The sequence below is a fragment of the Polaribacter sp. NJDZ03 genome, from assembly GCF_019263805.1.
Lineage (GTDB): Bacteria > Bacteroidota > Bacteroidia > Flavobacteriales > Flavobacteriaceae > Polaribacter.
Genome location: NZ_CP079195.1, coordinates 1,233,919 through 1,246,938, shown reverse-complemented (window position 1 = coordinate 1,246,938; position 13,020 = coordinate 1,233,919). Strand labels below are relative to the sequence as shown.

The 13,020-nt window shown below is 29.3% G+C and carries 16 protein-coding genes; 10 read left to right on the top strand and 6 right to left on the bottom strand.

All coding sequences use genetic code 11. From position 1 onward, the window contains the following. The first annotated feature begins 31 nt into the window (after window positions 1-31). The 5 genes from kdsB to KV700_RS05255 all read left to right on the top strand — a co-directional run bounded on the left by kdsB (window position 32) and on the right by KV700_RS05255 (window position 2,702). Entirely contained in the window at window positions 32-763 is a 732-nt protein-coding gene (gene kdsB, locus KV700_RS05275) for a 3-deoxy-manno-octulosonate cytidylyltransferase (RefSeq protein ID WP_166381855.1), read from the top strand. Window positions 764-766: 3 nt separating this feature from the next. Next, window positions 767-1,465: an HAD family hydrolase gene (locus KV700_RS05270; protein WP_218599423.1), complete on the top strand. Its 699-nt coding sequence runs from the start codon at window positions 767-769 to the stop codon at window positions 1,463-1,465. After that, entirely contained in the window at window positions 1,462-2,088 is a 627-nt protein-coding gene (locus KV700_RS05265) for a chloramphenicol acetyltransferase (protein WP_166381859.1), read from the top strand. The genes KV700_RS05270 and KV700_RS05265 overlap by 4 nt, the downstream gene beginning before the upstream one ends. A gap of 28 nt (window positions 2,089-2,116) precedes the next feature. Continuing rightward, window positions 2,117-2,377 (top strand): hypothetical protein, encoded by a 261-nt coding sequence (locus KV700_RS05260; protein ID WP_166381861.1) that lies wholly within the window; start codon window positions 2,117-2,119, stop codon window positions 2,375-2,377. Window positions 2,378-2,504: 127 nt separating this feature from the next. Continuing rightward, window positions 2,505-2,702 (top strand): hypothetical protein, encoded by a 198-nt coding sequence (locus KV700_RS05255; RefSeq protein WP_166381863.1) that lies wholly within the window; start codon window positions 2,505-2,507, stop codon window positions 2,700-2,702. 33 nt (window positions 2,703-2,735) lie between these two features. On the opposite strand, the gene KV700_RS05250 is transcribed toward KV700_RS05255, so the two are convergent. From KV700_RS05250 to KV700_RS05235, 4 genes are read right to left on the bottom strand one after another with little or no spacing between them, the layout of a single operon-like run. Beyond that, window positions 2,736-3,200 (bottom strand): sensor of ECF-type sigma factor, encoded by a 465-nt coding sequence (locus KV700_RS05250; RefSeq protein WP_166381865.1) that lies wholly within the window; start codon window positions 3,198-3,200, stop codon window positions 2,736-2,738. 11 nt (window positions 3,201-3,211) lie between these two features. Next, window positions 3,212-3,751 carry a hypothetical protein gene (locus tag KV700_RS05245; protein WP_218599422.1) on the bottom strand — a complete coding sequence of 180 codons (540 nt, stop codon included), beginning with the start codon at window positions 3,749-3,751 and terminating at the stop codon, window positions 3,212-3,214. A 33-nt stretch (window positions 3,752-3,784) separates the two neighbouring features. Further along, a complete protein-coding gene (locus KV700_RS05240; RefSeq protein ID WP_166381869.1) occupies window positions 3,785-4,333 on the bottom strand; it encodes an RNA polymerase sigma factor in 549 nt (182 codons plus the stop codon). Between the two features lie 51 nt (window positions 4,334-4,384). Further along, window positions 4,385-5,833 carry a TonB-dependent receptor gene (locus tag KV700_RS05235; RefSeq protein ID WP_166381871.1) on the bottom strand — a complete coding sequence of 483 codons (1,449 nt, stop codon included), beginning with the start codon at window positions 5,831-5,833 and terminating at the stop codon, window positions 4,385-4,387. Window positions 5,834-5,914: 81 nt separating this feature from the next. On the opposite strand from KV700_RS05235, the gene KV700_RS05230 reads away from it, so the two are divergent. The 5 genes from KV700_RS05230 (at window position 5,915) to KV700_RS05210 (ending at window position 10,004) form a co-directional block, all read left to right on the top strand. Continuing rightward, window positions 5,915-6,697, top strand: coding sequence for an MBL fold metallo-hydrolase (locus KV700_RS05230; RefSeq protein ID WP_218599421.1), 783 nt, complete (start codon window positions 5,915-5,917; stop codon window positions 6,695-6,697). Between the two features lie 102 nt (window positions 6,698-6,799). Then, window positions 6,800-7,153, top strand: a complete 354-nt coding sequence (locus KV700_RS05225) for a hypothetical protein (protein WP_068449955.1) — start codon at window positions 6,800-6,802, stop codon at window positions 7,151-7,153. After that, window positions 7,154-7,963, top strand: a complete 810-nt coding sequence (locus tag KV700_RS05220; protein ID WP_166381875.1) for a cell envelope biogenesis protein OmpA — start codon at window positions 7,154-7,156, stop codon at window positions 7,961-7,963. It begins immediately after the preceding gene. A 17-nt stretch (window positions 7,964-7,980) separates the two neighbouring features. After that, window positions 7,981-8,466 carry a Rab family GTPase gene (locus KV700_RS05215; RefSeq protein ID WP_218599420.1) on the top strand — a complete coding sequence of 162 codons (486 nt, stop codon included), beginning with the start codon at window positions 7,981-7,983 and terminating at the stop codon, window positions 8,464-8,466. A 5-nt stretch (window positions 8,467-8,471) separates the two neighbouring features. Then, window positions 8,472-10,004 carry an ATP-binding protein gene (locus KV700_RS05210; RefSeq protein WP_218599419.1) on the top strand — a complete coding sequence of 511 codons (1,533 nt, stop codon included), beginning with the start codon at window positions 8,472-8,474 and terminating at the stop codon, window positions 10,002-10,004. A gap of 43 nt (window positions 10,005-10,047) precedes the next feature. Here KV700_RS05210 and KV700_RS05205 read toward each other — a convergent pair whose 3' ends face one another. Then, window positions 10,048-11,904 carry an LTA synthase family protein gene (locus KV700_RS05205; RefSeq protein ID WP_254712975.1) on the bottom strand — a complete coding sequence of 619 codons (1,857 nt, stop codon included), beginning with the start codon at window positions 11,902-11,904 and terminating at the stop codon, window positions 10,048-10,050. A 49-nt stretch (window positions 11,905-11,953) separates the two neighbouring features. After that, entirely contained in the window at window positions 11,954-12,985 is a 1,032-nt protein-coding gene (gene tsaD, locus KV700_RS05200) for a tRNA (adenosine(37)-N6)-threonylcarbamoyltransferase complex transferase subunit TsaD (protein ID WP_166381881.1), read from the bottom strand. Window positions 12,986-13,020 lie beyond the last annotated feature (35 nt).

Genomic DNA, 13,020 nt, shown 5'->3' with positions numbered 1-13,020 from the left:
ATTTTTTACAGTACCCTTTTAAATATAATTTATGAAAATAATTGCCATGATTCCTGCACGATATAGTGCATCTCGTTTCCCTGGAAAGTTAATGAAAGATTTAGGAGGGAAACCTGTTATTTTAAGAACGTATGAAGCCGCTTTGCATACCAATTTATTTGATGATGTTTTTATTGTAACAGATTCTGATGTTATTTTTAAAACTATAGAAAACGCAGGCGGAAAAGCAATTATGAGTATCAAAGAACACGAATGCGGTTCTGATAGAATTGCCGAAGCAGTAGAAAATATAGAAGCAGATATTGTAATTAACGTACAAGGAGATGAACCTTTTATAGATGAAGTTTCGCTTTCTAAATTAATTGATGTCTTTAAAAAAGACGATAAAAAAGAGATTGATTTGGCTTCTTTAAAAGTACAAATTACCAATAAAGAAGATATTGAAAATCCTAATAATGTGAAGGTAATTACCGATGTAGATAATTTAGCAATTTACTTTTCTAGAAGTGTAATTCCGTTTCATAGAGATAAAGATATTGCAGTTAAGTATTATAAACACAAAGGCGTGTATGCTTTTAGAAAACAAGCGCTAATAGATTTTTACAATACACCAATGACTCCATTGGAAGCTGCAGAAAAAATAGAAGCCATTAGATACCAAGAAATTGGTAAAAAAATTAAAATGGTAGAAACAGATGTAGAAGCTGTAGGTATAGATACTCCGGAAGATTTAGAAAAAGCGATTCAATTTTTAAAATTATAAATCATGAAAATAAGTAACAACATAAAGGTAATTGCTTTTGACGCGGATGATACTTTGTGGGTAAACGAAACTTATTTTAGAGATGCAGAACATCAATTTGCAAAATTATTAGCAAAGTACGAGACCGAAAATAAAATAGACCAAGAACTTTTTAAGAAAGAGGTTAAAAACTTAGCCTATTATGGTTATGGTGTAAAAGGTTTTATTTTATCGATGGTAGAATGTGCTTTAGAGCTTTCTAATTATACCGTAAATCAAAAAACAATAGCCGCAATTTTAAACATCGGTAAAGAGATGTTAGATAAACCTATAGAATTGCTAGATGGAGTAGAAGAGGTGTTGCAATCGCTACAAGGAAAATATAAATTGATTGTTGCTACCAAAGGAGATTTATTAGATCAAGAAAGAAAGTTGGAGAAATCTAATTTGCTAAAATATTTTCATCACATAGAAGTAATGAGTGATAAGAAGGCAAAAGATTACAAGAAGTTGATAAAGCATTTAGATATTAAGCCATCAGAATTTTTAATGATTGGTAATTCGTTAAAATCAGATGTTTTACCATTAGTAGCTTTAGGTGCATCTGCCATTCATGTTCCGTTTCATACCACATGGGTTCATGAAGAGGTGAGTGATCAAGAAAAATCTGATTCAGACTATACAACAGTTGCTAACATTAAAGACATCCTTCCTTTTTTATGAAATATTTAGATATTGATATCTGGAATAGGAAACAACATTACGAACATTTTAAAAATTTAGAAGATCCTTTTTTTGGAGTGACGGTTAATGTTGATGTTAGTAAGATTTATAAAAAATCTAAAACAGCAAAAGAATCTTTCTTTGTTATGTATTTACATGCTTGTTTAGTGGCATTAAATAAAATAGAAAATTTTAAATATAGAATACAAGGAGATAAAATTTTTATCTGTGATACTATTCATGCTTCAGCAACCATTGCAAGAAAAGACCATACTTTTGGATTTTCTTTTATTCGTTTTTCTGAAGATTTTAAAATATTCAATAAGAATTTTTTAGACGAGAAAGAACGAATTTCGAATTCTACAGATTTATTTCCACCAACAGAATCGGATAGTTGTATTTATTGCTCTGCTTTACCATGGTTTACTTTTACAAGCCAAAAAGAACCCATTTCTGGACTTAAAAATGAAAGTATACCAAAGTTATCTTTTGGTAAAATTTTTGAAGAAAACGATAAAATAATGATGCCTGTAGCTATTGCTGCAAACCACGCATTAGTAGACGGATATCATATTGGTTTATTTTTTGAAGAATATAAGAAACAATTAGATAAAAACACCTAACTTTGCAAAATTAAATTTTAAATAAGTTATGGCAAGTATAAAAAACTTAAAAAAAGATATCAATTACGTTTTAGGTGATGTTATCGAATATGCATTAGATGTTTCAATCTTAAAAAATGCAACTGAAAAAGGAGAAGCAATTATTGATGAAGCTATCGAAACTTTTGACACTTTAGTATCTAAAGTAAACAACAGTAAGGTAGAAAACAAAAAAGCTCACTTTAAAGCAATCAACCTAGAATTAGAAGAAAAAGCAAAAGGTTTAGTAGAAAAGATTAACACTTTATAATCTTAACAAATTTTTAAGCAAAATTTAAGACCATCATTTCAATAATGATGGTTTTTTTTGTTAAATTTGGTAACGCTACTATAACGATTTAGTAGGTGTTTTATATTGTCTAATTTAATTAATAAAAATGGCTAGAGCAATGTTTGAGTACACTAAAACGGTACTAAAGAAGGTGAGTTTTAATTCAGATTTGTTTTGTAAAGAAGTCGAAAAGGCCTTAAGTCGATTGTTACCTTATGAAATAGATGAGCTAACAATTTGGTTAAAGCAGTTTACTTCTAATAAACCAGAATTATATTCTTGCATGGCATTAATTAAAGAATAAAAAAAAGGAAGCATTTAGCTTCCTTTTTTTTGTTTAATTTTTAGATTCTGATTTCCTATGTTTGTATTTACTCATTAATTTTCTGCCAAACTCCATTTCTGCTACTTGTAGTTGAACAATCTTTTTATAAGAAATTACTTTTTTAATGTTATTTATAAAGATTTTCTGAGATTCGTACGTTTTCTGATCTGTTGTTAATTTTAACAGGACTAATTTTTCTGCATCATTTTCGGTTAAACAGTTTGTTTCACCTTCCTTATCTTTCATTGCCGTTTTAATTTCGTGCCTAAGTGTATATCTTAAAGAATATTGTTCTTTAGAGTATGCGTTGTAAATAGGCCAAAATTTTTCAGCTTCACTTGGTGTTAAGTTTAGTTTTTCTGTTAAATAAGAAACTTTAAGTGCCTTAATTTTCTCTTTACTTCCTTTACTGTCTTGAGCAGACAGGGTAAGAGTACAAAAAAGGGTAATGCAAATAAGGGTTATAATTTTTTTCATATTCTTAATTTTTATTTTATTTCATTTAAAAATGAAGTGTTATCTATAGAATTTATATAATCTTCAATGTTTTCGTCTTCTAAAGATGAAAAATAAAAATCACTTTCTTCTAATATGTCATTTTCTAATACAATAGCAATGTCATTAGTGTGTAGCGTGTTAGAGTTTATCCAAAATTCAATATCATCATCAGAAAGAGAGTCTATGGTAAGTTCTTCTGTTTTGTTAAATACATAAGAATTAAACCCGATAAATAAAATGATTGATGCTGCTGCTGCAAAAGGAATTGTTTTTAAAATCTTTTCTTTTAAAGAAATAACTTTTGTTTCTTTTTTAGGTGCTGAAACTTGAGCTAAAATTTCATTTTCTAAATCTTTAAAGTAGTTATCTGGTGTTGTAAAACCATTTTCTTTTTTTAGATTTTCTTCTGCTAATTTTGTTTCAATAGCATTTTCAATGGTATCAAAATAGTTTTTAGGAAGAGAAAAACTAGTTTTCTTTCCTAATATTGAGTTTAAATACTCTTCGCTATTTTTAATATTGTTTTCCATGATATTCTTTAGACCTCTTATTTATAAAAAGGTTTAATTTGTTTCTTTTTTTATATAAAGTTCAATTTTTTTAACAGCATGATAATAAGAGGCTTTTAAAGCTCCTACAGATGTTTCTAAAACTTCAGACATTTCATCATACTTTAGTTCATCAAAATATTTCATATTAAAGACAAGTTGTTGTTTTTGCGGTAATGTTGCAATTGCTTTTTGTAAAATGAGTTGAATTTCATCACCTGTAAAAAAATCATCACTCGCTAGAGTAGAAGCTAATTCTTGTTGATAATCAGCAATATCTAAACTTCGTTTTTTTGCCCTTTTGTTTATAAAAGTAATAGCTTCATTGGTAGCAATTCTGTACATCCAAGAAAATAGCTTACTCCCTTGGTTAAACTTATCTATATTTTTAAAAACTTTAATAAAGGTGTTTTGTAAAACATCATCTGCATCATCATGAGAAATCACAATTTTACGGATATGCCAATACAAGCGTTGTTTATAGAGAGTTATAAGTTCTCTAAACGCTTTGTCTTTAGTCTGAACATTTTTTAGTTGTTCTATTAAAATAGTTTCATCAGTCAACTATAATAGTTTGTAAAGTTTAGACTCAAAAAGTAATAAAAGGTTTAATGCTTATTTTCTTACTCTTGTTCTAGAGTAACCAAAAAGTCTTTTTTGCTTTATAGTGTCAGAAATTCCTTCAGGCAACATTTCTTCCCATCCTTTTTCTCCGTTTAAAATCATTTTTAAGATAGTACGAGAAAAAATATCTAAGATGTCTTTGTCAAAATCATCTATGTTAACCAGTTTTCCGTTGTTTTTAAAGAACTTATACAGTTCTTTCATTCTTGGATGAACTTTTAAGTTTTCTATGGTAATATACTCATCAGATTTCGTGTCATGATAAGGGTAGGTGTATACCTTTAAATCTCTATAAAATAACTTACCAAAAGCCTCTAAGATTCCTCCACTTAAATTACGGTAATATTTTTCTTCAAAAAGCTCTATAAGATTTTGCCCTCCCATGGTTAAGCCCATTCTTTCTTTGGTAAATTCACTAAAATATTCTACCAATTTAAAGTATTGTTGAAAGCTTGTAATCATTACATTTTGTCCTAGAGAACAAAGTAATTCTGCTCTGTCTAAGAAATCTCTTTCATTAATTTTACCTTCTGATGTTAGGTTACTTAGGGTAATCTCGAAAATTACTTGCGTTTTACTTTCTTCTACTTTATTTTCTGCTAAAAATATTTTTTTAGATTTTTCATACATGTCCATATTTACCTTAGTAACAGGTCTAAAACTTCCACGTAAAGCTAAAATGTTTTTCTTATATAAAACTTGTGCTGGTAATAAATTGTTTCCGTCTGGGCCAAACATAACGGCATTTGTCATACCATTTTTTAGTAATTGTAAACTCATTAAACGGTTGTCTACATACATAAAACGAGGTCCCGCAAAATTAATCATATCAATTTCTAACTGGTCATTGCTTAAGTTATCATAAAAAGATTTTACTAAATCTTTAGGATTATCATTTAAATAAAAAGCGCCATAAATTAGATTTACACCTAAAATACCTAAGGTTTCTTGTTGTAAACGAGCATCCGTTTCTTTAAAACGCAAGTGTAAAACAATTTCATTATATCCTTCTAAAGGATCTAGTTGAAAACGAATACCTACCCAACCATGTCCTTTAAACTGTTTTGCAAAATCTATGGTAGTTACAGTGTTGGCGTAACTAAAAAATAATTTATCTGGATGTTTTTGTCTGCTTAATCGATCTTCCATTAAATCGATTTCGTGACCTAGCATCTTTTTTAAACGAGGCTGTGTTACATAACGATTGTCTTGTTCCATGCCATAAATAGCATCAGAGAAATCTTTATCATAAGCACTCATCGCTTTTGCTATTGTTCCTGAAGCAGCTCCAGATCTAAAAAAGTTACGAGCAGTTTCTTGTCCTGCACCAATCTCAGCAAAAGTTCCGTAAATATCTCTATTTAAATTAATTCTTAGCGCTTTGCTTTTAATTGTAGGAACACTACTAATCTCTTGATCTCCTTTTAAAGATATTGCCATATATAATGCTATTTATTAAGGTTGAAACAAATGTACTAAAATAGACGGCTATCAGTCAATTTTTATGTTATTTTTGTTGGAATGAACTTAACTAAGAAACAACTGAATATTACTTTTTTAGGAACAGGTACTTCACAAGGAATTCCGATGATTGCAAGTAACGACCCTGTTTGTTTGTCTAAAAACTTAAAAGATAAGCGTTTAAGGTCTTCCGTTTTGGTGTCTTGGGACAATGTTTCTTATACCATAGATTGCGGTTTAGATTTTAGGCAGCAAATGCTAAGAGAGCATGTACAATCTTTAAATGGTGTTTTTTTTACACATGAACACGCAGATCATATAGGAGGTTTAGATGACTTAAGAGCTTTTTGTTACCAAATAGGAGAAATGCCTATTTATTTAAACGAGAGAACTTTAAGGAGTTTAGAGAAAAGGTTTGAGTATATTTTTAGTACAAAAAACAGGTATCCGGGTGCGCCAAGTGTGTTGCCAATAATTGTAGAGGGCACGAGCTTACTTATAGATGAATTAAAAGTAACTCCCATAAAAGTTTTACACGGAAGTTTACCAATAACTGCATATCGATTTGGAGATTTTGGTTATTTAACAGACGTAAAATCTATTTCTGATGAAGAAAAATTAAAATTGAAGGACTTAGATGTCTTAGTTGTTAACGCTTTAAGAATAGAAGAACATCCAACTCATTTTAATTTAAAAGAAGCCCTCGATTTTATTGCAGAAATGAAACCTAAAAAAGCGTACTTAACTCATATTAGCCATAAACTAGGTTTTCATGATGAAGTTTCTAAAATATTACCCAAAAACGTGTTTTTGGCCTATGATGGTTTAAAAATAACAGTTTAAGATTATATAAACTCTTTTTTGATGTATATTTGTTAGAAGTGCCTTTTTTTAACACTTATTAAGAATATAATAATTACTTATTGTAACCAACTTTTAGTATAAATGGAAAAAAATTCAGAAAATAAACAACCTGTTGTTGAAAATCATAAAATAGATGATAGAATTGCAGCGGTTAGAGATTTAATCTTTGGTGAAAACATGCAGCAATACAGCACAGAATTTGCTGATGTTTACGACCAGATTAAAACACTTAAAGACCAAACAAACAAAAATCTATCTGAGTCTGTTACTAACCTTGAAAATAAATTAGCAGATCTAGAAAGTTTAATGGAGCACAAGTTTCAAGACTTAAATGACGATTTAGATAAAAGATTGGCCGATTTAGATGATGAAAAAGCAGATAGAAAAAAACTAGGTAAAGCTTTAGAGAAAATTGCATTGATGTTGCAAGAATAGATGAAAAAAAAGCCTGCAGATAACAATAAAGACAATCGTTTTGAGTTGCTCAGAGACCTTTTATTAGCTGATGATAGAGAAAAGTTTGATTCTCTTAGTGAAGAAATTATTCTTAGAGAAAAACTGTCTAAAAGAGTTGCGCCTCTAGTAGATGAAAAAATTGCGGACTTACGTAATAATTTTTCAAGAGATTTTGGAGACACCATTACAGAAACTATAAAAGTTCAAATTAGAGACTCTCAAGATGAAGTTGTAGAAGCCTTGTACCCAATTATGGGTAAAATGGTTAAGAAATTTATTGTTGCAGAAATTACTAAATTATCCGATAGTATTAATAAAACTATAAAAGAAAAATTTTCTATTCAACAAATACTTAAAAGATTTTTTAAAGGAAAAAGAAATGATTCCGGTATTGTTTTAGAAGGAGTTTTTGAGTTTGTAATTGAAGAAGTTTTTATCATAGAAAAAGAATCTGGTTTGCTTTCTGGAAACTATTCTAGAGGAAGTATAGCCGATAAAGATATGATTTCTGGCATGTTAACGGCTATTAAATCTTTTGCTGAAGACGCCTTTTCTAAGGAAGGACAGGATTTAGAAAATATAAAGTTCGAAACTTTTCAGCTTTCTATAAAAAACTTTAAAACTATTTATATTGCCATTGCAACTTCTGGGGTTATCACAGAAGAGCATGCAGAAGAATTGTCTGACAACATAAATAATTTATCAGAAATTATTTTAAGAGATCGTTCTTACTTATCAGATGAAGAACGTTTAAATGATTTAATTTTAAACGAATTGATTAAAGAGTAAACAATTATTTATAATTTATGATTGCAAAAAAGGTACTGCTTGTTGGTAATTTTGGTGTTGGTAAAACATCCTTAATTAGACGATTTGTTTTAAATGAATTTTCTGAAGATTACATTAGTACTATTGGTGTTCGAGTAAGTAAAAAAATAGTGGAATACAAAAATGAAACTATTAAATTAATGATCTGGGATGTTGCTGGTACAAACGGCAATGAAAAAATACCCAAAGCTTATTTTCTAGGTTCTAATGCGGCAATGTTTGTTTTTGATGTAAGTAGAGAAGAAACGTATTTAACTATAGATGAAAATCTAAATATGGTTAAAGAACTATCTGGTTTACAAAACATAACAGTTATTGGTAATAAAAAAGATTTGCTTACTGCAGAAGAATTAGAAAGTGTAATACAGAAAATTTCTGTAAATATAGATTTAATTACCAGTGCTAAAGAAGATGAAAATGTTGAAGATGCCTTTATGAAATTAACCTCACTAGCTTTAAAATAAAAGTATTGATACCTGCAAAAATAGAGGATGTTTTTATACAATTAACTACTGATTATTCGGGGGTTATTACAAGTGTTATTGCTGGTAAATTTATCAAAACTACCTTTACACTTCAAGAATCTATCTATGATGCTTGTCCTTTTTTAGAAGGAACTTTAGAAGCGTTGCCTTTAAATGACCCATTTCTGTTAGAAGGTATGGTTATTGTTTCTGAAGGTATAGAATACAATATAGATTTAGAACTTTTTAAAAAAGAAGCTTCTGTTGTTATTTTAATACATAATAGAAGTAATGTTTACAAGTATGTAAGTCAACTAAATCAAAATAGAAATGATATCTTTTTTATAAAAAGAGAACTTGCAGAGAAAAATATAGAATTAGATAAACTACGTAAAATTGCTGACAAAGCAAACGAAGAAAAATCCCGTTTTTTAGCAATGATGAGTCATGAAATTAGAAATCCATTGAATTCTATTCTTGGCTATTCTGAAATGATTTCATCAGAAAAATTGAATAACAAAGCTACGGAATACATTAAAAACTTATCATCAGCAGGGAATAATTTAAAGGTTATAGTAGATGATATTTTAGATTTATCGCGTATTGAAGCTGGTAAATTAGTTTTAGTTAATGAAGAGATTTCTATTCTAGAAACTATTAAGAATTGTAAAAATGATTTTCAGCATATTCATACCAATAAAAATGTAGATCTCGTTTTTTTAACTTCAGAAAAACTACCAAAAATTGTTTTAGGAGATGCTGTAAGAATTCAACAAATACTATCAAATTTAATTAGTAACGCTATTAAATTTACCAGTAAAGGAGAAGTTGTTATAAGTGCAAAAGTAACTTTTGAGGTAGAAAATAAGGTTACCGTAATCTTTGAAATTACAGATTCTGGTAGAGGAATGAGTGCGTTTCAATGTTTAAAAATATTTGAAGAATACCAACAAAACGAATTGAATGACCATCGTGTTTATGGAGGTGCAGGTTTAGGTTTGGCTATTGTAAAACGTTTGTTAGGAGCCATGAATGGTAGTATTTCTGTGAAAAGTAAATTGAATAAAGGAACTTCCTTTTTTGTTGAAATTCCTTTTGAAAAAAACTCAAAATTAAAGAAGCAGAGAATAATACCTAAAGAGGTTAAGACTAAAAAGATTGATTTAAAAGGAAAAAATATTTTAGTGGCAGATGATGATCTAATGAATCAAAGAATAGTGGCGTATATTTTAAAAAAAGAAAAAGTGAATTTAACCATTGTAAAAGATGGTTTAGAAGCACTTTCTAAGATTAAAGAAGAAGTTTTTGATGTTGTTTTATTAGATATCAATATGCCAAATATGACTGGTGAAGAATTGATGAAAAAGAGAGCTACTATTACAAACGTAAATTCTAAAACGCCTTTCTTGGCATTAACAGGGAATACTTCTACCCAAGATATTGAGCGGTATTTAACACTAGGTTTTTCTGGTTTTATATCTAAACCTTTTACGATTGCTAATTTTGTTGATAAAATTAAAAATGCTTTGATAAATTAATAATTGATCAAACAAAAAGATTTTTCACTAAAATTTATTAAACTTAATCACGATCTAGAAAATCTTGAAAAGCTTCTTGAGAAATAGATTTACCTAATGAGTCTAATTTTGCAGCTTCTGTACCTTCTTCTAAAATTGCTTTTTTACTTACATGATCAAATAAATAAAGTCCGTTTTTAGAGAGTGTACCAAAACCTTTGTTAAAGATATAATGTGCATATTGTTTCTCGGAAGTATTAAAGATATTTTTACTGAATTTAAAATCAGAATTATCTCCTTTTAGTAAGTCTAGAAGTGTGTAAGGTAAATCTACTTGACTAGCAATATTGTCTATTTCAATTCCCTTTTTGTTTAAAGCACCACCTAACCATAACATTGGGATGTGAAACTTTAATGGTGAGTTAAAAGCTCCTTTGTGCTCAGGAGAACGATGTCCATGATCTGCAATAATAACTATTAAGGTGTTTTTGTACCAAGGTTGCTGTTTTGCAAATTGAATAAATGTACCAATAGTTTTATCTGTGTAGGCATGTGCACTTCTAAATTTATTTTCTTCAGTATCTTTTCCAAATTTATAGGTATCTGGGAACTCGTATGGCTCGTGGCTTGTAAGTGTTAACGCTATTTTAAAAAATGGTTCGTCTTGTTTTTTAGACAAGTCATCTGCCAAACGTTTCATAAATACATGGTCGTGCGCTCCCCACTTAGAATTCCAATCTTTTACATCAAAATCATTTCCGTCTACAAAATCGGTAATTCCAGAATTTCGTAAATAAGTATTCATGTTTCCAAAGTTTAAATCACCACCATAATAAAAAGAAGTATGGTACCCTAAATCCATCATTTTTTTAGGTAACATTGGTAGTCTTCTAGCTTTGTTGGGCATTTTCATAATGCTTTGTGTTGGTTGTGGGTAATAACCACTTAAAATAGCAGGAATCCCTTTATCTGTTCTATCTCCGTTTGCATAGTAGTTAGTAAATAAAATACCTTCTTTAGACAGTTTGTTTAGATTTTCTGTTACATTAGGTTCTCCACCTAAAGAGCCCACAACTTTTGCGGTTAAACTTTCCCATATAATAAATATTACGTTGGGTTTTGTTGTATTTAAAATACTATCTGTGTCTGCTTTTAAAAGTAGAGATCTTCTTTTGTTAATAGTGTTTTTTGCTATTTCACTATCAAAAAATTTATAAGGATTTTTACCATCTGGTTTATGAGTAAGTGCGTTAAAAAAGTTCCAAGCATAATTTATAGATGCATGGTTTGCAAACATATTATTAGAAAAATAGACATTACTTTGGTTAACAGGTATGGTTTGTATACCACCTCTTACTGGTATAATTAATGCCGCTGTTATTAAGAAAAATAGTACTGCTTGTAGCCAAAAACCTTCTTCTACCTTTGCTATTTTCTTTGAAATAATGTTGTTGAACCATTTTATAAAGACGAAAGAAGTTGCAATCCAAAATAGAGTTCCGGTTATCTTTTGAAAAGTAGAAACAGAAGCAATCATAATTTCTGGAGTATTTAAATACTTTAACAAAGCGGTATCTAAACGCGTTCCCCAAGATTGGTATAAGCTTGCGTCAATAATTAGTAATAAACTTAAAATAACAATCATAATACCCGAATACCATTTTATAATTGTTCCAATTATTTTAGAATTGATAAAAACAGAAAAAATGATAATTAAAAACGGAATAAAACATAAATATGCGGCAAAAGAACTGTCTAATCGCACACCATAAAGAAATGTTTTTAGTGTCGTTAAAAAGTCTAACTCTTTTGTTTTATCAACATAAAAAAGAAGGAAAAATAATCGTGCAAATGCAAAATATCCTATCCATAATAGAAAATAGTAAATATTGAATAATAATCTGTTTTTTAATGTTTTCAAGGAGTAGGAATTCAGTTTGTTAATTATATTTGTTTTTTCTGAAAATTTTTTAAGAATTCTCTGTAACTTTTAAACGTGCTTTTGCAGTTACAGAAACATCAGAATAATCGTTGTTTAAGTATTTTAAATAACCAGTAATAGCAATCATTGCAGCATTATCGGTTGTGTATTCAAATTTAGGCACGTAGGTAGTCCACCCAAAATGTTTTTCGGCTAATTGTAAACGGTGTCTAATTTCTGAATTAGCAGAAACTCCACCAGCAATAGCAATATGTTTAATGCCTGTTTGTTTTACTGCATTTTTTAATTTATCCATTAAAATTTCTACAATTGTATATTGTATGGAAGCACAAATGTCATCTAAATTTTCTTCAATAAAATTAGGATTTATTCTTACTTGTTTCTGAATAAAATATAAAATACCCGTTTTTAAACCGCTAAAACTAAAATCTAAATCGCCTACTTTAGGTTTTGTAAATTGATAAGCTTTTGGATTTCCTAGTTTTGCATGCTTGTCTATTAAAGGGCCTCCAGGATAAGGAAGACCTAAAATTTTTGCAGATTTATCAAAAGCTTCACCAACAGCATCATCAATAGTTTCGCCTAAAACTTCCATTTCAAAATAATTGGTAACCTTTACAATTTGTGTATGTCCGCCACTAATAGTTAGGCAAATAAAAGGAAAAGGAGGCATTTTACTATTTTCTTCTTCAATGAAATGAGATAGAATATGAGCCTGCATATGGTTTACATCTATTAAAGGTACTTGTAACCCTAAGGCCAAAGATTTGGCAAAAGAAGTACCTACTAGTAAAGAACCCATTAAACCAGGGCCTCTTGTAAATGCAATTGCAGATACGTCTTCTTTAGTTATATTTGCTTGTTCTATAGCTTGTTGTACTACTGGAACAATGTTTTGTTGATGCGCCCTAGATGCTAATTCTGGAACAACACCACCATATTTAGAATGTATTTCTTGATTGGCAACAACATTACTCAGCACTTTTGCATTGCAAATTACGGAGGCACTTGTGTCATCACAAGAAGATTCTATCCCTAATATATAAACCTGTTTTTTCATTAAAAATGATAATTTAAAGCAAAATTAAGGATTAT